A 23,560-nucleotide genomic window follows, 5' to 3' on the forward strand; every position below is an offset into this window, starting at 1 on the left:
AGATTGGTATTACTACCTACGTGAAAGGAATTTAGTCATGACAACACCGAGTTGGGATCTAAGCATTGCTTATCGCGATCTTAATGATGCAAAAATCGAACAGGACATTGAACTCATTCAACAATGTATTGAGCTGTTGTACCTACACGTTGAAAAGCGTCATATTATCCTAGCGATGCAAAACGCCATTCAAACTTCTGAAGCGGCAGGCACGTTACTGAGCACAATCAACACCTTCGCTAATTGCCACGCATCGGTAGACGCGACGCACACAGAAGCCAAAGCACTGCTTGGTCGTGTAGCGAAGCTGAACTCTGAAATGTCTCAAGCGTTCAGCCCTTACGAAGACACGCTAATTCACGCAGAACCAGAATTTATTGATGCAGTATTAGAGCATGAGAGCGCGGATGTTGCAGGGCAACGCTTTGCTATCGAAAGCTCACGTAAGTTATCAAGCAGTCGACTCAGTGTTGCTGAAGAGCAGTTATTGGCAGCTATGAAGGTTGATGGCCGTGATGGGTGGGGTCGTTTATACGATAACCTAACCGGATCTTTAAAATTGTCGCTAAAGCTGGACGGTGAAGACGAAGCTCTAGGTTTTTCACAAGCTGCGAGCCTGTTGTACGGCAGCGAATTCGACAAACAAGAACCAGCATGGCGCGCCGTTCAAGGCGCGATGAAAACGCATCAAGAGTCTTTTGCTTCGATCCTAAATGCATTGGCGGGTTGGCGACTGACTGAAAACAAAAAGCGCTCGAAGATTAGCGATGTACATTTCCTAGATCCAAGCCTACACGGCAGCCGCATTGTGCCAGAAACGCTAGACACCATGATGTCGGTAGCAAAGGCAAATCGAGCAGTAGGCCAGAAAGCAGGCCTGTTGATGGCAAGAGTTCACGGGCTCGATGAAATGAAGCCTTGGAATCATTTAGCAGCCATGCCACCACTTGGTGACGCTGAATCTAAGGTTTACCCATTTGATGAAGCGATCGAAGTGATTAAAACCGCCTTCGCTGAAGTAAATCCAGAGATGGCTGATTTCGTCGCATTAATGGTTGAGAACGGTTGGATTGATGCCGCACCAGCTGCCAATAAACGTTTAGGCGCGTACTGCACCAAGTTTGCTGCGACACGCACCCCGCTTGTGTTCATGACATGGAGTGGTAGCCGCTCAGACTTAATGACATTGGCGCACGAGCTAGGCCACGCGTTCCACAACTGGGTGATGAAAGACATGCCGTTGTGTCAAACACGCTACCCAATGACGTTAGCAGAAACCGCTTCAATCTTTGCCGAAAACATCGTTCGTGACCATCTATTGAAGCAAGCAGAAACACGTAATGAGAAACTTGAAATGCTGTGGGAAGAGCTTTCTTCTTCTTTGGCATTAATGGTGAACATTCCCGTTCGTTTTGAGTTTGAGAAAGCCTTCTACGAGCAGCGTGAAAAAGGTGAACTCACGGCTCAGCAGCTGTGTGACCTGATGGAAACGACTTGGAAAGAGTGGTACGGCGCTGCAATGACAGAAGCCGATCCTTACTTCTGGGCGAGCAAGCTGCACTTCAGCATCTCTCAAGTAAGCTTCTACAACTACCCATACTTGTTCGGTTACCTGTTCAGTAAAGGTGTTTACGCTCAGCGCGATGCGAAAGGTGAGCAATTCTACGGCGATTACGTTTCGTTGCTTCGTGATACGGGCAGCATGATGGCGGAAGAAGTCGTTCAAAAGCACTTAGGAATGGACCTGACTCAAGCTGATTTTTGGCAACAAAGCATCGACATGGTCAAAGTTCAAATCGATGAATTTGAAAGATTGCTCGATCAGGAAGATTAATTGATCTCAATCTGTTCATGGCAGGTAAGAGCTGTGTTAGCTTACGTGGCTCTTATCTTGCTGACATGACTTGAGAAAAGCTGAGACAGCCAAAAGTTGCTTTAAATAGAGAAAGTTATTTGGAACAGATGTCGGTTAGTAAAGTCAGCAGGTAATATAAAAATATATGGGTAGTATTTGTGAGTGATAACGGAGTTTCTATTGATAAGTGCGATCCTAGCAACACAATTTCTATGTACAATTTATTAACATACGGCCGTGCAATTAAGGAGTAACGCATGACGAAGACCCTCTTTCGCCAATCATTTCTTTTTGACAGCCTAGATCTTGAGCAAGAAGTGGTTGCAGGACAGACCGTACTGAGTAACGGTGTTCAAATTAAGCTTCATCAACGCGGTGTATTGGAAGTGATTCCCGTGGAGTATAATTCTGAAACCAAGAACATCATCTTTTCAACAGGTGTTCATGGGGACGAAACTTCACCAATGGAGCTGATAGACAAGCTCATTGAGGATATTGAAACAGGCTTCCAAGTAGTGACAGCAAGGTGTTTGTTCATCATTGCTCACCCAGAAGCAACCAACGCGCATACTCGTTTTCTTGATGTGAATATGAACCGTCTGTTTGATGAAAAACAGCACGAGAGTAATCGAGAAGTGGATATCGCGAAGAACCTCAAGTACTTGGTTACTGAGTTTTACAAGGAAACGGTACCAGCCACTCGTTGGCACTTAGATCTGCACTGTGCGATCCGTTTGTCTAAGCATTACTCTTTCGCCGTAAGCCCTAAGGTTCGCCACGAAGTTCGCAGTAAAGCCTTGTTCGATTTCATTAACAGTGCTCACGTTGAAGCGGTGTTGTTGTCGAATGCGCCAACGAGCACTTTCAGTTGGTACAGCGCTGAAAACTTCGAAGCGCAAGCTCTGACAATGGAGCTAGGGCAGGTAGCACGAATTGGTGAGAACCAGCTTGATAAGCTAACGGCTTTCGATTTGGCAATGCGCAATCTGATTGCTGAAATAGAACCAGAGCATTTACCAAAGAAAACCATTACTTATCGCGTAAGCCGAACCATTGTTCGTTTGCACGATGACTTTGATTTCATGTTCTCTGATGACGTAGAAAACTTTACGGCATTCAAGCACGGTGAAGTGTTTGGTCATGATGGTGATAAGCCATTGATGGCGAAGAATGAAAACGAAGCGGTGGTATTCCCAAATCGTAACGTGGCTATCGGTCAACGAGCGGCTTTAATGGTGTGCGAAGTTGAAACACGATTCGACCACGGTCAGCTTGTGTACGATTAATACCGAGCCGGGTTAAAGCGACGAAAACAACCGCTCAACTGGTTGAAATATCAAGGTTCACATTACGGTGTGAGCCTTGAGTTTATTTAGGGATACAGGTAAGGTTACGCGAACAATTTCAAAGTAGCTTGATATGGATTTCCAACAACTTCTTCACCAAAAACAGCGCAAATGGACCCGAGCCATTTATCTGATGACAGCACTGCTTGTCGCGCTGAGTGCGATTTACCTAATGGTTGGCGATCTTTTCATTTCCCCGCTGGGTACCTTGTCCACGTTAGAACAAAAACTACTGATTGATTTACGCTTACCTCGATTATTGGCGGCTATTGCCATCGGGGCAGGGTTAGCTGTATCTGGCGCAAGCCTACAAATCTTATTGGGTAATGTATTAGCAGAGCCCGGTGTGCTCGGTATTTCTGGTGGCGCAAGCTTGGCGATGGTTATCGTACTGTTCTTCTTGCCGTTTGCGCCTACACCAGAACTGTTCATGATTGCCGCCGTTTTAGGTTCACTTTGTTTTACCGTGATTCTAGTGAGCATGGTAAAAACCATGCGACTCACCACGGCTAAATTACTGCTAGTCGGTGTCGCGTTGGGCATTCTTTCTGGTGCGATGGTGACATGGGCGTTCTATTTTAGTGATGACTTAAGCCTACGCTTATTGATGTATTGGCTGATGGGTAGCTTGGGTGGCGTGACTTGGTATCAACACTCGCTCACGTTAGTGATGATCCCCGTGATTATTTGGTTGTGCCTGCAAGGTAGTAAGCTAGATAAGTTAATGATTGGCGAGACTCATGCTGCACAGTTAGGCGTGAATGTTCCGAGATTACGTTGGCGTCTAATCTTCGCTGTGTCTATTTTAGTAGGTTGCGCAGTAGCGTTAGGTGGCGTGATCAGCTTTGTGGGTTTGGTTGTGCCACACTTACTCCGTTTAGCGATTGGTACCGATAACCGATACCTTCTTCCTTTGTCTGCCGTTGCAGGTGCTGCGTTACTGGTGTTTGCTGATATTTGTGCAAGAACTTTATTAGATTCAGCAGAGCTGCCTTTGGGTGTGATGACCACCAGTATCGGTGCGCCTATCTTCATTTGGATGTTAATTAAAAATCATGATTCAAATTAAGAGCCTGAGCGTCGGCGCTCGTTTATTACCGTTATCATTTGAGCTCAAGCAAGGGCAGGTGACTCATGTCATCGGTCCTAATGGCAGTGGTAAAAGTACCTTACTCGAAGCGATATCTGGCGTTGGTGATGGCTACAAAGGGGATATAAAGCTCGACGGGCAGGATTTGTCTGAACTGTCTCTACAAGATTTATCATTGCATCGTGCTTATCTTTGTCAAAGTGCAAGACCTGCCTTCAACTTGGAAGTGTTTCAATACCTTGCGTTGTCACTGCCAAGCTCCTCACACGGCCTTGATGCTGAAATCAACGCAGCTTTGGAAGAAATTAGTCAGATGCTAGACATCACAGACAAACTTCATCGTTCAATTCAGACACTGTCTGGTGGTGAATGGCAACGCGTTCGTTTGGCCGGAATGTGCCTGCAAAATTGGCCGACGCTTAATCCTTACGCAAAGCTGCTGATCCTCGATGAACCCGCAGCTCCATTGGATATTGCTCAAGAAGCCTTGTTATACAAACTCATTGAACGAGTGGCAGAGAAGGGTATCGCCGTGATCATGGCTAACCACGACCTGAACCGGACCTTAAGACACGCAGACCAAGTGTTGTTGCTCGATAAAGGTGTACTTCAAGCATCAGGTAGTGCAGAACAAGTTCTTACGCCTGAACAGCTAGAGTCCGTGTTCAACACTGAAGTCAAAAGTATCTCAGTCGATAATCAAACTTATCTGTTGTTTGGTTAAGCCTTTATCGTTTGGGTAAGACGGTTGAATCTTAGGATTGGAAAGCTCGGCAGTTATCGGGCTAACATCATCTCATATTCAACCATCATATCTGGCATCCCTAAACGCTGAACATAGCGCAACGTGCCTGTCGCTGGTTTTACTTCAACATCACCTAAAAATTCTTCCCAGACATGAGCAATGCCTTCGAATTGTGCAGAGTTTACTTCGTTGGTAAATGTCCAATCCGTCCTGACAATGTCGTTAACACTAAAGCCAGCTTCTTCTAAGAATGCCTTCATTTGGTCTAAAATCAATCGTGTTTGAGCAACAGGATCATTAGGGTGTTGAGTGATAAAGTCCGGGTTACAGTCAGCATGTCCTGTCACAAAGAATACTTCGCTGAACTCACTTAGTTTCAGTCCCCAACTAAACGCATTCCTCATATCGGGTAGGTTCTTATTACGAAAAGCTTGTTTAATGGCCATTTTATATCCTCTTTACTTGATCGTGTTTACAGCGAAACTTCCAATACGATTTTGCCACGAGCACGTTTCGATTGACTTAACTCCTGTGCTTGAGCGGCTTTAGATAGTGGGAACACCTTATCGATGTTCACTTTAATTACGCCATCATCAATTAAAGCAGCAATACGTTGTAGATCTCTGGCATTGGGTGAAACCCACCAACGTTGAAAATTTACGCCTAGTTGCAGTGGTAACGCGCTTTCAATGTCATCTAATAGTGAAACTACGTTGCCACCTTTTCGTACGACTTCGAGTGAACGCTCCGCGATGCCATCCCCCCCAACAGCGACGAGCACAGCATCTAACTCATCAACAAGGTCTTCAAAGCGTTGAGTTTGGTAATCGATGAATTGATCGACCCCTAAAGCCATTAAGTAGGCTTTGTTGCTAGATGATGCTGTTCCGATAACATAAGCACCGAGCGCTTTCGCTATTTGAACCGCAAAGCTGCCTACACCTCCGGATGCATTGTGAATAAGGACACGTTGACCGGCTTTGAGTTGGCAGCCTTCAACAAGTGCTTGCCATGCTGTTGTTGCGGCCAATGGCACTGCTGCAGCGGTCACGATGTCGAGAGACTTGGGCGCTCTTGCTACTAAATCACTATCGACAGCAAGATATTCGGCGTAGGCGCCTTGTTCAGAAATGGGCGCATATACATAGACCCGCTCCCCCAATTTGAGGTTGCTTACATTGTTGCCTTTTTCGACAACTTGTCCTGCTGCATCCCAGCCAACAATGAGTGGCATTTCATGTTGACCAGTAGACTCTAAGAATCCCTGTCTTACCATCCAGTCTACAGGGTTTACCCCCGCGCCTTGTACTTTGATCAGCACTTGATTTGGGGTGATGGTCGGTTTGGCTATATCGCCGAAGGTTAAGTTCTGCGCATTTCCATACTCTTCTAAATACACGGCTTTCATCGTATTTCCTTATAAGTGAGTCATCTGATTTGTTTTTCTAACAGCGGGTTAATCTGCTTGTGGAACTCACTTTGCCCAACTTGTTACTTATCGTCTAATTGATGATTGGTATAATATGCATTGATTAATATGATGGGTTTGTCGATACTCATTCACTAACTCCCTGTGTAATTAGGCAAGTAAGATGGCGAATGTCGATCTGAATTTAATGGTTATTTTTGATGCAATCATGCAGGAAAGCTCGATTACCGTGGCCGCAGAACGATTGTCGATGACGCAACCGTCGGTATCGAACGCAGTCTCTCGAATGCGTCATGCTTGGAAAGATCCTTTATTTGTTAAACAAGGAAGAGGGATTCGTCCAACCCCTTACGCCGTCGAGTTGTGGAAAACGATTGGTGAGCCGTTAGAGGCAATACGGATTGCAACTGAGCGTGATGAGTTTAATCCTGCGACGTTAAAGCGCACGTTTAGAATCGCAACCACAGATTGGATGGCAGATCTGTTTTGGTTGCCGTTAAAGCAACGAATAGAGCGTGAAGCGCCTGACGTTAATATTCACGCCGTACCTTACAACGTCAATGGAGAAAAGTTATTGCTCAGTGCCGATGTCGATATGGTCTTGGATTATTTCGAAGGCAACTCAGCTCAAGTACAAACTCAGCATCTATTTGATAATCACTTTGTATGCGCAATGCGTGCAGATCACCCGTTAGCCAGTGAAGAGCTATCGCTAAGTGCGTTTGCTAATGCTGATCATTTGTTGCTCTCGTTATCAGGTGAAGCGACGGGCGGGGTAGACATGCTACTAGGACAGAAGGGGATGAAGCGGCGCATCGCCATGACGGTGAACCACTGTTACTCCATACCTAAGTTGTTAATCAATACTGATATGATCACGACGATTCCATTACCGATAATATCGGATAGCGTGAGCAAGGGAGAACTGGTGATTAAGAAAACGCCATTCACCATGCAGCCGGGGCCCATTTCGATGTCTTGGCATGTGCGCCATCAACGTGACCAAGGTACGTTATGGTTGCGTGAGAAAGTACTTAGTGTTCTGAATCATGGTTTACCTAAGAATTTACTTTTTGATCCGTTTCAATGAGAAGCTGTGCAAAGAGTATTCGTCTCGAAATTGCTTTTTCGCATTGTTAATCAGTATATTACTGACGTTATATATTGAGCATGATCATAAAGAGTGACATTCTAAGTGTTGCTCAAATCTGAACAACATTTGATGTGATATTTGTAAATTGGAAGGGGAATTAGAGTGTTTAGATATATTCAGCGACGAAGAATCAAAAAGGTGATTAAGCTACTGTCTGCAAGGTTGGTAAAGAGTTATGGAAGCCGTGACTTTTTCTCGATTGGTCAGGTAGAAACGAGTTCTCGTGAATTGAGTAAGCGCCAACAACAAATCGCATTGGCTTTGTTTGCTGATCCACAAGATTTAGATGTTGAATTGGTTCCCACTATCCAGCTGTTACGTAATGATGTGTCTAATGATTTCTTCGGCGGCGAGAATTACACCGCGCGTGATGTGCTCAATCTTTTGGGTGGCGGCGGTTGGAAAGGCGGTCGTATGGACGATGACATGTCACATCGCTTTGGTATGAACAGCCGTTATTAAATATCTTCTTACTACCGAACGCCTTTATATCCCCAAAGCGGCTTAATCATTAAGCCGTTTTTTTATTCATTCTGTATAATGTTCCCTCAATCAACACAGAATACTGAAATGTCATAATTCGAAGCAACATCATCTATCTACAACGCATTTGTTTGAGTTGTGTGATGCTGATTCCTATCAATATAAAACCCGCTGTTATTGATAAAATTGACGTATATATTTTTCGTTGTTCTTTAAGTCAGAAACTATAAACCTTCGAATTACAGTGCTGGTTGGTTAGTAACCAATTGGTTTTGTGTTTAGGGTAAAATAATAGAGAGTGGGAAAGTGACAACAATAAATAATAATATTCTAAAAATGGCAGTAGGTATGGCTATGCTATCGAGTGTGCCGTCAGTGGCAAATGCTCATGGCTGGTCTGAATTTCCAAGTGCACGTCAGAACACGTGTTACGAGCAAGGCGGGGTTTGGTCGGGTACACCACCAAATGCTGCATGTGCTCAAGCGAAAGATATTTCTGGTTCATACCCGTTCGTTCAACGTAACGAGTACGCGAAAAATATCCAAGATTTCAACAACATCAATGCTGTAAAAGCGGCGATTCCTGACGGCACTTTGTGTTATGCCAATGATTCGCAAAAACGTGGTATGGGTGCACCTCATACTGGCTGGACTCGCACTGAGCTAAGCACTGGTACGTTTGAATATGTATTCAACGCGACTGCACCACACAACCCGTCATTCTGGGAGTTCTACCTAACGAAACCAAACGCCGATCTGAGCAAAGGCCTAGCGTGGGGGGACTTAGATCTTATCCAAGAAGTAGGGAATGTTCCTGTAAGCAGTGGCAAATACCGTATCAACGTGACGATTCCTTCAGACCGCTCTGGCGACGCAATCTTATACGTACGTTGGCAACGTGACGATGCCGCGGGTGAAGGCTTCTATAACTGTTCTGACATCACTATCGCAGGTGGTACAACCCCTCCACCAGAGCCGGGTCCTGAACCTGATCTCGTGCGTGGTGACCTATTTGTTTCTGACCAATTTGGTACTCCACAAGTTGGCGACACCGTTAAGTACGACATCATCAACAAGTACGGTGAAGTAGCGCGCAGCTTCGACATCGTCATCGACGCTTCAAACGTTAACGATTGGGCTCGTTTGTTGGCTTCAGAAATTAACGGCTGGCACGAAGAGTTTAAGGATGGCGCGATCTTCATTGGTGACTGGCACGCTGAAATGCAGCACTACATGTACTTCCAAAATGATTCTTCACGCAACTTCTTCAACTCAAAAGATAGCCGTGCTTCTGGTCAGTTAACGCTGATTGATGGTGGCGACGGTGGTGTTGAACCATTGAAAGGCGACATCTACGAGCTAGTGAAGAGTGACAACGTAGTGAATGCTGGCGACAAAGTTGTGATTGCAACAAGCGAAGCGGCGACATTGACTCAGACACAAGGCTCTTCAGTAAGCATTCAAAATAACGGCACGGCTTCTATCGTAGTTGATACCACTGGCATCACTGCAAACGAAACTTTATCGTTTATGGCTAGCTCGATTGAAAGCGACAGTGTTGAAACCTTCACTTTTGAAGTGATTGCCGATGACGGTGGCGTAACACCAGACCCAGATCCAACGCCGGATCCAGATCCGACTCCGGACCCAGGCACGTGGGACTCATCAGCAACTTACCTAGGCGGTGAAGTAGTAACGTACTCAAACCAGTCATGGAAAGCACAATGGTGGGTTCAAGGTGGTACAAACCCTAAAGCGACCTACGAAAATGATCAGTGGGGCGTGTGGCGTCCAGCCAACTAATCTCAATTAACGTTAGTTAGTTAGCTTTAAAGTAATAACCAAGGCACCACACTTTTTTTACGAGTGTGGTGTCTTTTCTTATGGGAGAGATAAACAAGTCGACCGTGAAGAGAATTGCGTTTAGGGTAGGGCTTTGGTTTACCTCGAATGCTCAGTTCACCTCGAATGCTTTGAATATCGGGAGTTCGGGAAGCTTAAGCGCACTGGATAAGAAAGAACTTTTTGATGAAAAAATCACAGATACTCGCCAATACAATTAAGAATCAGATAGAGCAAAACATCTGGTTGAGTGGTGAGAAGATCCCATCAATTAGAGATGCGTGTAAGCGCTATAAACTCAGTATCGAGACGGTACTACAAGCCTATCAGCAGCTTGAGGATCAAGGCTATGTGCGCTCAAAGCCCAAGTCCGGCTATTTCGTGTTACCGCGTAGAAATGTGTTCACCTCAGAACTCGCACAACAAAAAGCCATCAAGCCGTATCCCGTTAAAATCAGTGATTTGCTTTACGATGTGCTCCAACGTGCCAAAGACCCTAGCATCATTCCACTTAGCTCGGCATTCCCAGACCCTGCTTTGTTTCCGCATCAAGCATTGTCACGCAGTTTAGCTAATGCCAGTCGTCAAATGCCTGACAACAGTATGCTCACCAATTTACCTCCAGGCAGTGAAACACTTCGCAGGCAAATTGCCCAACGTTATCAAGTTCAAGGTTTGAACGTACTGCCAGACGATATTGTGATTACTTCTGGGGCGATGGAGGCACTTAACTTATGCCTACAATCCTGTACCGAGCCGGGTGACTTGGTCGCGATAGAGTACCCTGCGTTTTACGGTGTGTTACAGACTATTGAAAGGCTAAACCTCACTGCCGTAGAGATTCCAACAGACCCGACAACAGGGATTGATTTGGATGTGTTGGAGTCGGTGTTCGCTTCAATGGACATCAAAGCATGTTGGTTCATGACAGAGTCGCAAAACCCAGTAGGCTATTGGATGAGTGATGGCAACAAGCAGCGATTGGCCGAGTTGGTGAATCAATATAAGATCCCGATGATCGAAGACGATGTGTATCGAGAACTGCACGTCGGTAATCAAAGCTCATTGCCTGCTAAAGCCTATGACACTGGCGAACAGATCATGCTTTGTGGTTCGTTTTCCAAATCATTGTCGCCCGGCTTTCGAATCGGTTGGGTAGTTGCAAGGAAACATGCGCTAAAGATTCAACGATTACAACACTTATCGACACTCTCAAGCAGTATTCCTATTCAACTTGGCTTGTCTCACTACCTGACGTTTTATAGTTATGACAACCATCTTAAAAAACTTCGCAAGCTTTTGAATGAAAGGAAGAAGGCACATATTGCATTGTTAGAATCTAGCTTACCTTCAAGTGCGATGCTGCATAAAAGCCAAGGTGGCTACTTCATTTGGATAGAACTGCCTCACTCTGTTTGTGTTGAGAAGTTGTATGAACTAGCCCTTGAACAAAACATCTCTGTCGCACCGGGAATCATATTCAGCAGTGACAAGAAGTTCTCCCATCACATTCGTCTCAACTGTTCGTACGCTTGTGATGACAAAATAGCAGAAGCCATTCAAACATTAGGTGGCTTGATTCATACAATGGAATCACAAGCTATCAGATGCAGTTAAGCTCTCACCGATAGTTCGTCAAATAATTTAATCTGTTCTGTTTTTTAACAATCAATCTGTTCTAGTTTGGTTCGTGAGAACTGTGCTGAAATACGCTCCAATTCTTAATATGAAAGCCATCATTATGATGTTTGGAGCTTAAATGTTTGATGTAGTTGAATTGTCGCGTTTACAGTTTGCGCTAACCGCTATGTTCCACTTTCTTTTCGTCCCTCTGACTATCGGTATGTCGTGCTTACTGGCGATCATGGAGTCGATCTATGTACTTACCGGTAAACAAATTTATCAAGACATGACCCGATTCTGGGGCAAACTGTTCGGCATTAACTTTGCGTTGGGTGTCACGACCGGTTTAACAATGGAATTCCAGTTCGGCACTAACTGGTCTTACTATTCTCACTATGTCGGCGATATTTTCGGTGCACCTTTAGCCATCGAAGCGCTTGTCGCGTTCTTCCTAGAATCCACCTTTGTTGGATTGTTCTTCTTCGGTTGGGAAAGGCTATCGAAACGCCAACACCTTGTGGTGACTTGGCTGGTGGCTCTGGGTTCGAGCTTTTCTGCACTATGGATTTTGGTTGCCAATGGTTGGATGCAAAACCCAATTGGATCAGAGTTCAATTACCAAACTATGCGTATGGAAATGACCAGCTTTGCCGAAGTGGTGCTCAACCCTGTCGCACAAGTTAAATTCCTGCATACCGTGGCCTCAGCGTATACCTGTGGCTCGATGTTTATCCTTGGTGTGAGCTCTTACTACTTGTTGAAAGGGCGAGACATTGCTTTTGCAAAACGTTCGTTTGCTGTCGCAGCTTCGTTCGGTATTGCTTCTATTATCTCGGTGATCGTATTAGGTGATGAGTCGGGCTATGAACTGGGTGACGTTCAAAAAGTGAAACTCGCAGCAATTGAAGCGGAATGGCACACAGAACCGGCACCTGCGGCGTTTACCTTGTTTGGATTACCAAACCAAGAAGAAGGCAAAACCGACTTCGCGGTAAAAATCCCTTATGTGATGGGAATTATTGCAACGCGATCTTTGGATGAGCAAGTAACTGGCCTTCACGATTTGCGCGACCAACACCTCGTCCGGATTCGCAACGGAATCATCGCTTATGAATTGCTAGAACGTTTACGAGCTGGCGATACCTCCTATGAGACAGAACAAGCATTCGATCAAACCAAGCACGATCTCGGCTATGGCTTATTACTTAAGCGTTACACCGATACCGTAACCGATGCGACTGAACAGCAAATCCAACAAGCGGCAGATGATTCCATTCCAACTGTCTGGCCTTTGTTCTGGTCATTCAGAATCATGGTGGGTTGTGGCTTCATTATGTTGTTTGTCTTTGGTGCGGCCTTCCTGCAAACCTACCGTAAAAATATTACGCAAAAGCCTTGGCTACTGAAAGCGGCGCTATGGTCGATTCCATTACCTTGGATTGCGATTGAAGCTGGCTGGTTTGTTGCGGAATACGGTCGTCAGCCTTGGGCTGTGGGTGAAATCCTTTCTGTGACGGTCGCGGCGTCTTCTCAAACCGTTGAAAACCTGCTTACGTCTCTTGCTCTCATTATCAGCCTATATACCGTATTTATCATTGTTGAAAGTTACTTGATGATTACCGTGGCTAAAAAAGGCCCAAGCAGTTTAAAAACGGGTCGCTATCACTATGAACAAAATACAACTTCACTTGAAGCCAAATTGGCACAACAAGTTCAACAATAAGGTGACTGACTCATGTTCGAATATGACACATTGCGTTTAATTTGGTGGGTTCTGATTGGTGTACTGCTGATTGGTTTTATGATCACCGATGGTTTTGATATGGGAGTGGGGGCGTTGTTACCGTTTATTGGTAAAACGAACGCTGAAAGACGAGTCATGATCAACTCCATCGCACCTCATTGGGACGGCAACCAAGTTTGGTTAATTACCGCAGGTGGCGCGTTGTTTGCGGCTTGGCCTTTGGTTTATGCGACATCGTTTTCAAGCCTTTATGTGGCGATGTATTTGGTGCTTATTTCATTGTGGTTACGTCCTTTGGCGCTTGAGTATCGAGCAAAGATCGACAGCGATCTGTGGCGACAAGTATGTGACTTGGCAATCTCGTTTTCTGGATTCTTTCCTCCTATCTTGTTTGGTGTGGCGTTTGGCAATTTGATGCAAGGCTTACCTTTTACGCTCAATAGCTTCTTGATGGTTGAGTACCATGGTTCGTTTATCGATTTGATTAACCCATTTGCGCTTTTGTGTGGTCTGGTTGGGTTATTGATGGCGCTGTTACAAGGCAGTGCGTGGTTGATGATGAAAACCACAGACGCAGTGTACAAAAAGGCAAGAACGGTGACGCAGGCGAGTGCTGTATTTGTCGCTTTCCTTATGGTGATTGGCTGTATGGCGATAAACCATATTGACGGGTATCTGATAGTCAGTGCGATGGATCATAGCTCGGCTTCGAATCCTTTGAACAAAGAAGTCGTTACACAAGCAGGCGCTTGGTTAACCAACTTCGTTACGTACCCTTGGATGTGGTTTGCACCAATCGGCAGCGTGACCATTCCATTACTGGCTTTGATTGGCGCAAGGTTGAAATGGGATGTAATAGCTTTTATTAGTTCAAGCCTGACTAACGCTTGCATCATCTTAACGGCTGGTTTCTCAATGTTCCCGTTCATTATCCCGTCTAGCGTTAACCCGAGTAATAGCCTAACGCTGTGGGATTCGACATCGAGTGAACTGACCTTGAACATCATGACTGGCGTGGCGTTTGTGATGGTGCCAATCATTCTGTGTTATACCGCGTTCAGTTATCGAACCATGTTTGGGCGACTTGATAGCGAGTATGTCGAACGTAATGGCCATTCACTGTATTAAGGAGTTTTTCATGTGGTATTTTGTTTGGATATTAGGCTTATTTTTAGCCTCTGCATTCGCAATATTGAACGTTATCAACCTAGAAGTGAGTGTGAAACGGAGTGTTGAACGTTTGACCAAGAGCGACAAGAAAAAACCAAAAGCGTGAGTTTCTGGTCTTTTACGCTTTGTAATGTGTTGAAGAATTATTCCAGAGTAAGGTTTTCTTTAATCTCATCGTTAAGATACCCCTGACCAAAATCTGGTGTCATGAATTCGACGGAGGAGGAGTCTAGATAGCCGGTTTCTAGATAACTCGGTTCTAGATAATGGAAATCTAAGTGATCAGCACTTGCGTAGGTGGGAATCGCAGAAAACAAAACGATACTGATCGCTGCAGCGATATTAATGACTTTGTTACGTTGAGACGTAATTTTCATAGTAGTGCCCTCGAAAGGTGGGCAAATCCATCTGCCTATGAGAATTGAATCTGAGATATTTAGAAGTCGTAAGACAAACCAAGTGTGATGATGCTGTCGTTGTCGATTGGTATCATTGGACCACAGCCAATTTGTAAGTCACCCTCGTTGGTATTGAAGTAGGTGTATTTCACGTAGGGTGTCCAGTCGTCAATGCTCTTTGATAGGACGACTTCGTGTTCGTTAGTGCGGTAATCGTCTTGGTCAATGAGATCGGCGCCAACATTGGATCCGTCACGGTTCTCGTGAGTGTATTGGTAAGCTAAATCCCAACCTGCGAGAGAATACCCCGCACCGGCGATGAACTTATTGGTGTTGATCGTGGTGTCGCTTAGTTTTTCAGGTACTTGCCCTGACTGGTTATATCCCAATCCACTGAATACATTGAAGTTGTCGTTCACTTGATAATCAATAATACCTTCGATTAATAACTCTTCACCGTTATCCCATTTACCGAGTTCACCGTATAGGTTGAACGTGAAAGACTCGCTGATGTGAAAGTCGTGGCCGTAACCCGCGGCTAGCCAACCCTGGTCATCAAAACCTATATAGACTTGTCCATTTTCTGAGGTATCGATTAATGCGCCAGCTTCTGTGGTGTAGACACCATTATCAGCAGCATTAGAGGCAACGTTTTGTTCTATGTAAACTTGAGTCGAAGTCGCAAACGCTGCGCTGCTGAGTAACGTAAGTGGTAGAGCAATAAGGTTAAGCTTTTTCATGGATTCTCCAGTGTCGTTCTATTGAATTAACTTGCTGGAGAGTATGTGATTAAACTGAATTTATATTAATAGGGTTAACTTTAGTTAAAACCTCAGTTTCATTTATGTTTTCTTAATGCTGACTTGATTGCTTCACGGGTTTTGATGTGTTGCTCGTCGTTAGCATAACGGCGGTGATAGAGCATTCGAAACGTGAGCGGTTTTAATTTGATAGGGATAGGGTGAACGCGTAAGCCAAGCGCTGGTGCGAGCATTTCTGCAAAAGAACGAGTAGAAGCGGCGATGTAATCTGTCGTGCTTGCCAAAATCAGCATGCTTGAAATTGAGCTGGTTTCAATTCTGACTTTTCTCGGCTCGATATCGCTCTCTGATAAAAACTCGACCGTGTTCATGTTGGCGCGTTTGATCTTGAGCGCAATATGCTCCTCTTGGAAATACTCTTCTTTACTTAGTGTCTCACCAATTCGAGGGTGGTTGATTCGAGTCAGACACACGGGCTCCTCATCGACGATGGTTTCTTCAATCAATGAGTGTTTCTTACTCGAAAGTACATCAATGACGATATCCACTTTTTGTGCAGTAAGCGCATCAAACAGTTCTTCCTCTTCGAGCGGCGCTTCCGTAAAGCTTACGCCTTCAACCTGGCTAACGAAATGAAGCAAGCTCTCTGTGCAATAGACTTTAAGGTCATTCTTTTGCTGTTCAACCGTTCCAATGATGTTCAATGGGTCTTCTATCTTATTAGCGAGTGATACCGCTGCTCCAGTGGGCGCGATACCTCGTCCTTCTCTCACAAATAAAGCTTTGCCCACGACACCTTCGAGTCTCTTAATAGCCGCGCTTACCGCGGGCTGAGAAATATCGAGCTGCTCTGATGCCACGGTGATAGAGCTGTGTTTGTAAACGGCCAAAAATGTAGTCAGTAGATTAAGGTCCAAATTCAGTTCCCTCTATTCTTATTGCCACTCATCCAAATCATGGTGGAGTCGTTATTAACTCATAAATGAAATGGAGGTTTTAAGTAAAGTTTACACTATATATCAAGGTTCTGTTTATTAATAAACTTGTTTGCATCGGAGTGAGGAAGGAACTTCATTCATTTACTAAATACTCAGACCGATAGGTGAAACTATGAGAACTTTCGCAAAATTATCAATCATCTCTACAGCAATGATCATCACGACAACCGCTTTTGCTGCTGACCCAATGATGCAATACAACACCAAGCAGACTAACTCTGATATTCAAAAACTCGAGAAATTTGAATATCACGAGGGTGAAACCCTTGAAGAGTATCTGAGCACTCAACCTAAGGGGAACTTGTACTCTTCAGAAGAAGAAGTGCTTTCTGTGTTAATGGGCGGTGTAAACAATGGTGACTATCGCAAAGAAACCAATTCAGGTTGGAAAGAAGGCCTGATGTTTGAGGGCATTGCACCTTATGGCGATCACATGGTGTCTGGCGCCAACTGGTTCCCACGCACTGAAGAAGTTCAACCGGATGAAATGCGTGTCACGTTCATGGGGACATCACCAATGATTCGCCCGGGGCAGGCAAACACCTCGATATACGTCGAATTGGGTAACGGCTCGAACTTTGTCTTTGATTTAGGTGAAGGATCAATTGCGAACTACGTAGCGGCGGGTGTCGCGATGAATGAACTCGACCATATCTTCATTACTCACTTACACGTAGACCATTACGGCTCGTTACCTTACCTGTATCAATTTGGTGGTTGGAATGGTCGCTGGGAAAAGCCGCTTAACATTTATGGTCCGAGTGGTGCGACTCCAGAATATGGCACTCGTCATATGATTGAAGGCATGCAGCAAATGTTGAACTGGCACACCGATGCATTTGATGTGTTCCCATCAGGCAACGACATTGTGGTACACGAGTTTGATTTCCGCGATGACGGAGGCGTTATCTATGACCAAGACAATGTCGAAGTCATTCACTGGCGACGCAGCCATGCAAAAGATGGCGCGTCTGGCTATCGCTTAAATTGGACTCAAGATGACGGTCGAGTGCTTTCGTTTGTTTGGACAGGAGATGGTCGCCCAACAGAGTTGGATTTGAAATACGCAAAAGGTGCAGACTTGTTCATTACTGAACTGCAAACCGAAACGTTTGGCGTGTCTTCGATTATTCAAGGTGTGCCGCCATTCTTAGCACGTTACACCGTTGATACTCACCATACACCAGCGTACGCGGCTGGTTATGTGGCGAATGAAGTACAACCGCGCTTGTTCATGACAACGCACATGACATTCGACCCATATCTCAATGAGGAAACTGTTGCAGAGGTTCGCCACCATTGGCAAGGGCCTTACCACTTCGGTGCGCCAGATGGCATTGTCGTGAACATGACCAAAGATAATGCGTGGGTTCGTGAAGGTATTTTACCTGATTTCCCGAATGCGAGAGCGCCACAATTTGATATGGCAGATGGGTCTGACTTTAGAATCCCGCTGCCGAAAAACAGCCGTGAAGACATACAAGAACAAGAGATTCGTGATTTAGAGTTGGATCCAAAGCTGTACTACCCAGAAGGCTACCACCCAGAGCTGTTAACAGAGTGGCCAGTCGACCGTGACATCGTGATCCCAGCTGAACAAGTACCAGAAGCAATGAAGCAAGGTATGAACACCAAGCAAGAATACATGGATAGAGTGCGTGCTCACCACAATCTTGAGCGCAAGTCGGTAAGTCGTCCAACTGAGCCTGGTGAAGGAGCAGGAACCGACAACAAATAGGGTATTTGTAGTGAGGGCTGATATTGCCCTCACATCCTAAAAAGTTAGGTAAACAAACCCATTCTCTTACTCAATCATAAAACTATTGCTTACAACTTCTTTGCTTAGAATATCTGGAGTTCATTATGAAAAAATCAATTTTAGCGGTCGTCATTCTATCTTTAGTGTCAGCGTCTGTTTTCGCTAACGGACAATCCAATGCTCACAACTATCAACCTGGTGCGACGAATAACTCAGAACGTTTAGCGGATATTGATCCTAACTACGAACTGACCTTACCTTCAGAAAAAGAAGGCTACACCATGTATGACAACCAATCCATGTCAGATGGCGGGACCTACACAACGTATGTCAAACCGAATCCTTCCGATGCAATGCATGTAGCCGATGAAGGCTCGCTAAAAATAACGCATGGAGAAGGTGGTGTCATTATGACGGAATACACCACAAAGAATGGGCAACACACGTTTTCAGTGATGTGCGGCTACACCTCGGGTCCATCATATTGGGCTGACGGAAAACCAGCGAAGGTATGTGAAGAGGCGCAAGCACTAGCGGTTGCATTGGAAGCAAAAGGTGAATGGGAGGTGAAGCCAATGACTTACACCATCGCACCAGCAAGAATCGTGGTTGATAAGTGATTTTTGTATACAGAACGCTCATTATATCGAGCCTCGTTATCCAATCATATTGATTATTTGTAGTGAGACAGAGGGGTACTCAGGCTGAAATGGTCTTGAAGTTCCCCTTAACTTAGCTCATCTCACAAGAAGCTAAGTCAGCCAACTAATCAAATTTGTATTCGAAAATACATAAGGTCTATCCCATGAAAAATACCATTAAGCTACTGGCTATCGCATGTGTTTTACTTACTCCAATGCTTGTCGCCGCTGCCGAACATAACCACAGTCACAATCATTTTAACCCTGAATTAGAGAAGCTTGGCGACGACATTATTGGTCTAACCGTGTGTTACAAAAATGGGCATCTATCAGATGAGAATCAAGAGCCTGCGTTTATGAACCTTATCAACCACGCCAATGTAGAAGGTGAGGAGCTGGGGATGTACTACATGGATAAGTTGGGCCCTAAAGCTGAGCAAATCATGAGTGATGACGACGCTCGTCGCTTATGGACTCAAGATTATTGTGCTGATTTGACTGACACTTATTTGGATTCAGATAAGTTAGCTCAAAGATCAAATGAACATCAAAGTCATTCACACGGCCACGATCATGGGCATAACCATAACCATAACCATAACCATAATCACGATCACCATGGACATGGCGACTTGACTCCAGAGGTGCTTGAGCAAGACATCGAACGAGGTCGTTTACTCAGTATCAATTAAGCCCAATAAGATAAGCGTACTTACTTTGTTACCTCTTGGCATAAAATGGTAAGACTCGAATCGAGTGAATGACTAGAATTATCTCAAACGAAACAAGTGAATTAGGGCGGATTCTAGTCACTTTATCTTATTCGAATGGATGCTTTGAAAGCTCGAAAGAGGATTGTTTTATGTACGAACTCACACTGGTTCTAAGCCTAATGATGGGTGGCGCTGACAGCACAGCAGAAATGGAAGTTAACACCCAATTTACGACTCTTGAGCAATGTAATGAAGAAGGCGCAGCGCTAGCTGAGAAGCTAAATGCAACAGACCTTAAAGTCATGCAAGTTCAATGTGAGCGTGATTAACTAGATCAGGATGAACTCGTTCATGATTAACCAGAACAGAATTAGTTAGATCATGACGAACCAAAGCTAACTAACTCCATAGATTTGGCGGCGTGGGCACACCCGAGGTGCCCATATCGAATTACCTCCAGTTTAACTAACCTTGATTCCTCAAATGTACTTCTTCAGATCATCTATATACATTCCCCACATCAGCCCCAATAAAAACAATTTCATCTAACCTATTGTTAATTATTTACTATTTGATAGTGTGTCTAGGTGCACATTAAGGATGTGTTTCATATTTAGCGAAGAAATATTAGGAGTTGCGATGAGTATTATAGTGAGACGGTCTGAACCGTCAGATGCAAAGGGAATCAAAGAAGTTTACGAATGCACTAATGCTTATACCAGTACGCTGCAACTCCCAAATCCATCTCTGGAAAGCTGGCAAAAACGAATCTCTAATATGCCTGACAACGTGTACTCGTATGTCGCGATGATCGACGATGAGATTGTTGGCAACTTGGGAATGGAAGTGTGTGTGAACCCAAGAAGACGACATGTTGCTTCATTTGGTATGGGTGTTAAAGACGATGTGTTAGGCAAAGGTGTGGGTAGTCAGCTGCTCGCGACCGCGATCGACTTGTGTGATAACTGGATTAACATCAAACGACTTGAGCTAACGGTCTATACCGATAACGAAAGAGCGATCAGCCTGTATAAGAAATTTGGCTTCGTGATTGAAGGGGAGTCAGCAGGATTTGCCTTTAGAAACGGCGAATATGTAGCGGCTTATCATATGGCGCGACTGGTATAGCATTTAGCTGCAATTAACACTCGGCTACAATTAACACACAGCTGTATTTAACACAAAGCTACAACTGACACTCGGGTACAATAAGCACACAGCTACGATTAACACAGTTAGAATTAACTGACAGATAATAAAACGCCACGTTATTTAAACGTGGCGTTTACTATTTTGGTGCGCTGGCCGGTTTAGACAACCAGTCTTAACCTCAGTTCAGTCGTAAACTTAGTTAAGCCGTTAGTGGCTCAAGGTTCGCAGGGCGGTAGTGTACAGATTTTAGTACTTTACCTTGGCGAACTGTCTTGCCTTCCGATACGAAATCTTCCGCACACTTAGCGATGATGTATTCGCCTTTTTGAACCGCCATCAGCTTGATGTTTTGCTCAGCATAGAAAGCTTCAGTTTCTGCGTATTCAGTTTCGTTGCGACATACTTTGCTCATGTTGCTTGAGTGTACTTCGTCCCAGCAAGGTAAGAAGTCAATTGAGCGGTTTTTAGAAACATTCAACAGTAGGTCGATCAGGTAGCTGATTGCTAGGTTGTCTTCAACCTTAGCTTGACCAAGGTGAACCAAGCGTCCCATCAAAACGTAAACGCTGTCTACAATAGCGTCCGCTTGTTCGATTTTTGAGTCAGCTTCTGCAAGTTCTGTTAGTTCTTCGATCGCTAGAGAGGTGTGTAGCGTATCGCCTTTTTCGTCCATTGTTTCAGGAGCAGCAACAGGCAGATCAAAAGTACTGCGGAACTCTTCAATGTCGCGGTAAAGGTGATCGTAGATTTCTTGGCTTAGTTGAGAAAGGTTCATTTTCCTATCCATTCTGTTTCGTTAATGGATTATTTTACCAAAGCTAGGAATAGGGTGCTAACGCAAAGTCGAAGAAGTCGACTTTTATTCATTGGACCAATGAGGTATTTTGCATACAAACCAATTGATTATTATGTTTTTTTACACTTTACTCTTCTTAATATACCAAATATTAATGTTGCCATTAACTTCGGCTGCAGTGGGACCTCATTTATGAACCAAGCCAGTGAAAGCGAAATTGTTATACGTCGCTTGTATCAAATCACCAATGATTACCGGAAGGGCTTCGATATTCAGATCGCTCAGCTGCTTATCATGGGGCTTGAACGCTTCAACCTTGATATCGGTATTTTATCTAAAGTCGAGGGTAATACTTACTTAGTTGAACACTCTGTCACACCTGAAGGGGTTGAGCTCAATAGTGGCGATATCTTCGATTATCGTTCAACCTATTGCGAAATTACCTGTAAATCGATTGGTCCTATCTGCATAGAGCATTGTGGCAAACACGATAAGTATGCGACGCATCCTGCTTACCAGTCTTTTGGTTTAGAGTCTTATATTGGCATCCCGATTTTCGTTAATGATGAGCTTTATGGCACCTTAAACTTTTCAAGCCCGGCTCCTTATCATCGTGAATTCAAAGAGTTCGATATCGACGTTATGAGGTTAATGGCCTCATGGATCGAAGTGGAACTGGTTAGAAGACAGCAAGAACGAAAACTCAAAGAGCTGAATGAGAAGTTAGAGTACCAAGCTCTGTACGATCCTCTAACACACTTGCCGAATAGACGTTGCTTGTTCAAAACGTTGAACGCAGAAGTGGAGCAGTTAAAAGGATCTTTAGGAAAGGGAACCTTGGCCGTTGTCGACATCGATTTCTTTAAACAGGTCAATGACACTTATGGCCACCAAATGGGTGATGTTGTCTTAAAGAAAGTGGCGAACGTGCTGAGCAATAACACTCAAGAAGGTGAGTTTGTGGCGCGTTTTGGTGGTGAAGAGTTCATTCTTTGGTATCCAAATAAAACACCAAGTTGTGTTGAAGATAAGTTCATGACTCTTTTGCAAGAGATGAAGAAAATCACGCTGGATAGAAAGCCAGTCACTATATCAATCGGTGCGTGTCATTTTGAATTGAGTACTGGAGATACCAAAGGAGAAAGAATGTCGGCGTTAGACTCGTTAATCAAAGTTGCCGATGAATGCCTGTACATTGCTAAACAAAATGGACGAGATCAGTTTATTTCTCGTCCATATCATCAAGAACGCTCAGGAATATGAGCCATCTTGTTAGCGATTAACTGAACGATTAACTGAACAGGTAAGGGAACAGTTGACGACGTTCTTCCGGTGTTAAGGATTCAACTCTCGCGATGTTGGTATCAGGAATCGCTTCAGGGTTAGGGTAGTGCTTCAACACTTTTTCCATACTCGCTTCACGAATCAAATGGTAAACCGGATACGGAGAACGGTTAGTTAGGTTTTCATCGTCTTCTGGATCTGCACCACCAAAGCAATAGTCGGGGTGGAAGGTTGCTACTTGGTAAACGCCTTCCCAATCTTCTTGCTTGATCAACGCTTCAATCCAATCAATGAACATGTTGTAGTCGAAGAAGTCTTGCAGCATGTTAGGTACAACCACCAACGTCGTCTCTAATTCCGCGACTGGCGTGTTATCTAACTCTACAAAATGCGTCATGATATCTTCCAATAACGCTTCTTCCGTTTTTGCTTCACTCACAAAGATCTTAATCTGTTTATTACGTTGTGGCTTGGCTGCGAATGGACACAGGTTTAGGCCAATAACGACATCGTCTAACCACTGTTTTACTTGGTCGTGGATGGCTTGAAGATCTGTACTTTGAGTGTTCGACATAACA

At 44.5% G+C, this 23,560-nt stretch carries 23 protein-coding genes and 1 pseudogene; 17 read left to right on the forward strand and 7 right to left on the reverse strand.

What is annotated here, in order from left to right:
* Positions 1-37: 37 nt before the first annotated feature.
* The 4 genes from NX845_RS02125 to btuD all read left to right on the forward strand — a co-directional run bounded on the left by NX845_RS02125 (position 38) and on the right by btuD (position 5,015).
* Entirely contained in the window at positions 38-1,834 is a 1,797-nt protein-coding gene (locus tag NX845_RS02125) for a M3 family oligoendopeptidase (protein WP_260256466.1), read from the forward strand.
* Positions 1,835-2,112: 278 nt separating this feature from the next.
* Positions 2,113-3,141: a succinylglutamate desuccinylase gene (locus NX845_RS02130; RefSeq protein ID WP_108189212.1), complete on the forward strand. Its 1,029-nt coding sequence runs from the start codon at positions 2,113-2,115 to the stop codon at positions 3,139-3,141.
* Positions 3,142-3,274: 133 nt separating this feature from the next.
* Entirely contained in the window at positions 3,275-4,270 is a 996-nt protein-coding gene (gene btuC, locus NX845_RS02135) for a vitamin B12 ABC transporter permease BtuC (RefSeq protein WP_260256467.1), read from the forward strand.
* The gene (gene btuD, locus NX845_RS02140; RefSeq protein WP_260256468.1) at positions 4,257-5,015 is read left to right on the forward strand and encodes a vitamin B12 ABC transporter ATP-binding protein BtuD; all 759 of its coding nucleotides are present in this window, start codon (positions 4,257-4,259) and stop codon (positions 5,013-5,015) included. Before btuC ends, btuD begins: the two co-directional genes overlap by 14 nt.
* A 53-nt stretch (positions 5,016-5,068) precedes the next feature.
* Here the strand turns inward: btuD and NX845_RS02145 are convergent, their stop codons facing one another.
* Positions 5,069-5,482: a RidA family protein gene (locus NX845_RS02145; protein ID WP_102444632.1), complete on the reverse strand. Its 414-nt coding sequence runs from the start codon at positions 5,480-5,482 to the stop codon at positions 5,069-5,071.
* 26 nt (positions 5,483-5,508) lie between these two features.
* On the reverse strand, positions 5,509-6,444 hold the full coding sequence (locus NX845_RS02150) for an NADP-dependent oxidoreductase (RefSeq protein ID WP_260256469.1): 936 nt from the start codon (positions 6,442-6,444) through the stop codon (positions 5,509-5,511).
* A gap of 184 nt (positions 6,445-6,628) precedes the next feature.
* On the opposite strand from NX845_RS02150, the gene NX845_RS02155 reads away from it, so the two are divergent.
* The 7 genes and pseudogenes from NX845_RS02155 to cydX all read left to right on the forward strand — a co-directional run.
* Positions 6,629-7,555 (forward strand): LysR family transcriptional regulator, encoded by a 927-nt coding sequence (locus tag NX845_RS02155; RefSeq protein ID WP_260256470.1) that lies wholly within the window; start codon positions 6,629-6,631, stop codon positions 7,553-7,555.
* A 165-nt stretch (positions 7,556-7,720) separates the two neighbouring features.
* A complete protein-coding gene (locus NX845_RS02160) occupies positions 7,721-8,080 on the forward strand; it encodes a DUF6559 family protein (protein ID WP_017083478.1) in 360 nt (119 codons plus the stop codon).
* A gap of 369 nt (positions 8,081-8,449) precedes the next feature.
* Positions 8,450-9,904: a lytic polysaccharide monooxygenase gene (locus tag NX845_RS02165; protein WP_260256540.1), complete on the forward strand. Its 1,455-nt coding sequence runs from the start codon at positions 8,450-8,452 to the stop codon at positions 9,902-9,904.
* A gap of 225 nt (positions 9,905-10,129) precedes the next feature.
* Positions 10,130-11,560, forward strand: coding sequence for a PLP-dependent aminotransferase family protein (locus NX845_RS02170; protein WP_260256472.1), 1,431 nt, complete (start codon positions 10,130-10,132; stop codon positions 11,558-11,560).
* 142 nt (positions 11,561-11,702) lie between these two features.
* The gene (locus NX845_RS02175) at positions 11,703-13,289 is read left to right on the forward strand and encodes a cytochrome ubiquinol oxidase subunit I (protein ID WP_260256473.1); all 1,587 of its coding nucleotides are present in this window, start codon (positions 11,703-11,705) and stop codon (positions 13,287-13,289) included.
* A gap of 12 nt (positions 13,290-13,301) precedes the next feature.
* Positions 13,302-14,438 (forward strand): cytochrome d ubiquinol oxidase subunit II, encoded by a 1,137-nt coding sequence (cydB, locus tag NX845_RS02180; protein WP_260256474.1) that lies wholly within the window; start codon positions 13,302-13,304, stop codon positions 14,436-14,438.
* Between the two features lie 10 nt (positions 14,439-14,448).
* A pseudogene (gene cydX, locus NX845_RS02185) lies at positions 14,449-14,529 on the forward strand (cytochrome bd-I oxidase subunit CydX); the annotation flags it as partial.
* A 94-nt stretch (positions 14,530-14,623) separates the two neighbouring features.
* Here the strand turns inward: cydX and NX845_RS02190 are convergent.
* The 3 genes from NX845_RS02190 to NX845_RS02200 all read right to left on the reverse strand — a co-directional run bounded on the left by NX845_RS02190 (position 14,624) and on the right by NX845_RS02200 (position 16,556).
* Positions 14,624-14,857, reverse strand: coding sequence for a hypothetical protein (locus NX845_RS02190; RefSeq protein ID WP_108177317.1), 234 nt, complete (start codon positions 14,855-14,857; stop codon positions 14,624-14,626).
* Positions 14,858-14,916: 59 nt separating this feature from the next.
* Positions 14,917-15,618, reverse strand: a complete 702-nt coding sequence (locus tag NX845_RS02195; protein ID WP_260256475.1) for a hypothetical protein — start codon at positions 15,616-15,618, stop codon at positions 14,917-14,919.
* 98 nt (positions 15,619-15,716) lie between these two features.
* Positions 15,717-16,556 carry a LysR family transcriptional regulator gene (locus NX845_RS02200; protein WP_017078016.1) on the reverse strand — a complete coding sequence of 280 codons (840 nt, stop codon included), beginning with the start codon at positions 16,554-16,556 and terminating at the stop codon, positions 15,717-15,719.
* Positions 16,557-16,749: 193 nt separating this feature from the next.
* Here NX845_RS02200 and gntH point away from each other — a divergent pair, with 193 nt between their 5' ends.
* The 5 genes from gntH to NX845_RS02225 all read left to right on the forward strand — a co-directional run bounded on the left by gntH (position 16,750) and on the right by NX845_RS02225 (position 20,878).
* Positions 16,750-18,375 (forward strand): guanitoxin biosynthesis MBL fold metallo-hydrolase GntH, encoded by a 1,626-nt coding sequence (gene gntH, locus NX845_RS02205; RefSeq protein WP_017068281.1) that lies wholly within the window; start codon positions 16,750-16,752, stop codon positions 18,373-18,375.
* A gap of 125 nt (positions 18,376-18,500) precedes the next feature.
* On the forward strand, positions 18,501-19,016 hold the full coding sequence (locus NX845_RS02210; protein ID WP_017068282.1) for a hypothetical protein: 516 nt from the start codon (positions 18,501-18,503) through the stop codon (positions 19,014-19,016).
* 185 nt (positions 19,017-19,201) lie between these two features.
* On the forward strand, positions 19,202-19,729 hold the full coding sequence (locus NX845_RS02215) for a hypothetical protein (protein WP_108207439.1): 528 nt from the start codon (positions 19,202-19,204) through the stop codon (positions 19,727-19,729).
* Between the two features lie 170 nt (positions 19,730-19,899).
* Positions 19,900-20,079, forward strand: a complete 180-nt coding sequence (locus tag NX845_RS02220) for a hypothetical protein (RefSeq protein WP_260256476.1) — start codon at positions 19,900-19,902, stop codon at positions 20,077-20,079.
* Between the two features lie 310 nt (positions 20,080-20,389).
* Positions 20,390-20,878 carry a GNAT family N-acetyltransferase gene (locus NX845_RS02225; RefSeq protein WP_260256477.1) on the forward strand — a complete coding sequence of 163 codons (489 nt, stop codon included), beginning with the start codon at positions 20,390-20,392 and terminating at the stop codon, positions 20,876-20,878.
* A gap of 223 nt (positions 20,879-21,101) precedes the next feature.
* On the opposite strand, the gene NX845_RS02230 is transcribed toward NX845_RS02225, so the two are convergent.
* Positions 21,102-21,677: a nucleoside triphosphate pyrophosphohydrolase family protein gene (locus NX845_RS02230; protein WP_017059167.1), complete on the reverse strand. Its 576-nt coding sequence runs from the start codon at positions 21,675-21,677 to the stop codon at positions 21,102-21,104.
* A 213-nt stretch (positions 21,678-21,890) separates the two neighbouring features.
* On the opposite strand from NX845_RS02230, the gene NX845_RS02235 reads away from it, so the two are divergent.
* Complete coding sequence (locus NX845_RS02235) at positions 21,891-22,961, forward strand: sensor domain-containing diguanylate cyclase (RefSeq protein ID WP_260256478.1); 1,071 nt, start codon at positions 21,891-21,893, stop codon at positions 22,959-22,961.
* Between the two features lie 28 nt (positions 22,962-22,989).
* On the opposite strand, the gene NX845_RS02240 is transcribed toward NX845_RS02235, so the two are convergent.
* Positions 22,990-23,556 carry a DUF1415 domain-containing protein gene (locus NX845_RS02240; protein ID WP_260256479.1) on the reverse strand — a complete coding sequence of 189 codons (567 nt, stop codon included), beginning with the start codon at positions 23,554-23,556 and terminating at the stop codon, positions 22,990-22,992.
* Positions 23,557-23,560: the final 4 nt, after the last annotated feature.

Source organism: Vibrio sp. NC2, assembly GCF_025195005.1.
Taxonomy (GTDB): domain Bacteria; phylum Pseudomonadota; class Gammaproteobacteria; order Enterobacterales; family Vibrionaceae; genus Vibrio; species Vibrio splendidus.

What these genes read in the sequence shown, in the direction of transcription:
- NX845_RS02190 (WP_108177317.1), bottom strand. Translation starts at nt 14,857, where the DNA reads ATGAAAATTACGTCTCAACGTAACAAAGTCATTAATATCGCTGCAGCG.
- btuC (WP_260256467.1), top strand. Translation starts at nt 3,275, where the DNA reads ATGGATTTCCAACAACTTCTTCACCAAAAACAGCGCAAATGGACCCGA.
- NX845_RS02235 (WP_260256478.1), top strand. Translation starts at nt 21,891, where the DNA reads ATGAACCAAGCCAGTGAAAGCGAAATTGTTATACGTCGCTTGTATCAA.
- NX845_RS02130 (WP_108189212.1), top strand. Translation starts at nt 2,113, where the DNA reads ATGACGAAGACCCTCTTTCGCCAATCATTTCTTTTTGACAGCCTAGAT.
- NX845_RS02210 (WP_017068282.1), top strand. Translation starts at nt 18,501, where the DNA reads ATGAAAAAATCAATTTTAGCGGTCGTCATTCTATCTTTAGTGTCAGCG.
- NX845_RS02145 (WP_102444632.1), bottom strand. Translation starts at nt 5,482, where the DNA reads ATGGCCATTAAACAAGCTTTTCGTAATAAGAACCTACCCGATATGAGG.
- gntH (WP_017068281.1), top strand. Translation starts at nt 16,750, where the DNA reads ATGAGAACTTTCGCAAAATTATCAATCATCTCTACAGCAATGATCATC.
- cydB (WP_260256474.1), top strand. Translation starts at nt 13,302, where the DNA reads ATGTTCGAATATGACACATTGCGTTTAATTTGGTGGGTTCTGATTGGT.
- NX845_RS02155 (WP_260256470.1), top strand. Translation starts at nt 6,629, where the DNA reads ATGGCGAATGTCGATCTGAATTTAATGGTTATTTTTGATGCAATCATG.
- NX845_RS02195 (WP_260256475.1), bottom strand. Translation starts at nt 15,618, where the DNA reads ATGAAAAAGCTTAACCTTATTGCTCTACCACTTACGTTACTCAGCAGC.
- btuD (WP_260256468.1), top strand. Translation starts at nt 4,257, where the DNA reads ATGATTCAAATTAAGAGCCTGAGCGTCGGCGCTCGTTTATTACCGTTA.
- NX845_RS02165 (WP_260256540.1), top strand. Translation starts at nt 8,450, where the DNA reads ATGGCTATGCTATCGAGTGTGCCGTCAGTGGCAAATGCTCATGGCTGG.
- NX845_RS02215 (WP_108207439.1), top strand. Translation starts at nt 19,202, where the DNA reads ATGAAAAATACCATTAAGCTACTGGCTATCGCATGTGTTTTACTTACT.
- NX845_RS02170 (WP_260256472.1), top strand. Translation starts at nt 10,130, where the DNA reads ATGAAAAAATCACAGATACTCGCCAATACAATTAAGAATCAGATAGAG.
- NX845_RS02230 (WP_017059167.1), bottom strand. Translation starts at nt 21,677, where the DNA reads ATGAACCTTTCTCAACTAAGCCAAGAAATCTACGATCACCTTTACCGC.
- NX845_RS02220 (WP_260256476.1), top strand. Translation starts at nt 19,900, where the DNA reads ATGTACGAACTCACACTGGTTCTAAGCCTAATGATGGGTGGCGCTGAC.
- NX845_RS02150 (WP_260256469.1), bottom strand. Translation starts at nt 6,444, where the DNA reads ATGAAAGCCGTGTATTTAGAAGAGTATGGAAATGCGCAGAACTTAACC.
- NX845_RS02175 (WP_260256473.1), top strand. Translation starts at nt 11,703, where the DNA reads ATGTTTGATGTAGTTGAATTGTCGCGTTTACAGTTTGCGCTAACCGCT.
- NX845_RS02125 (WP_260256466.1), top strand. Translation starts at nt 38, where the DNA reads ATGACAACACCGAGTTGGGATCTAAGCATTGCTTATCGCGATCTTAAT.
- NX845_RS02240 (WP_260256479.1), bottom strand. Translation starts at nt 23,556, where the DNA reads ATGTCGAACACTCAAAGTACAGATCTTCAAGCCATCCACGACCAAGTA.
- NX845_RS02225 (WP_260256477.1), top strand. Translation starts at nt 20,390, where the DNA reads ATGAGTATTATAGTGAGACGGTCTGAACCGTCAGATGCAAAGGGAATC.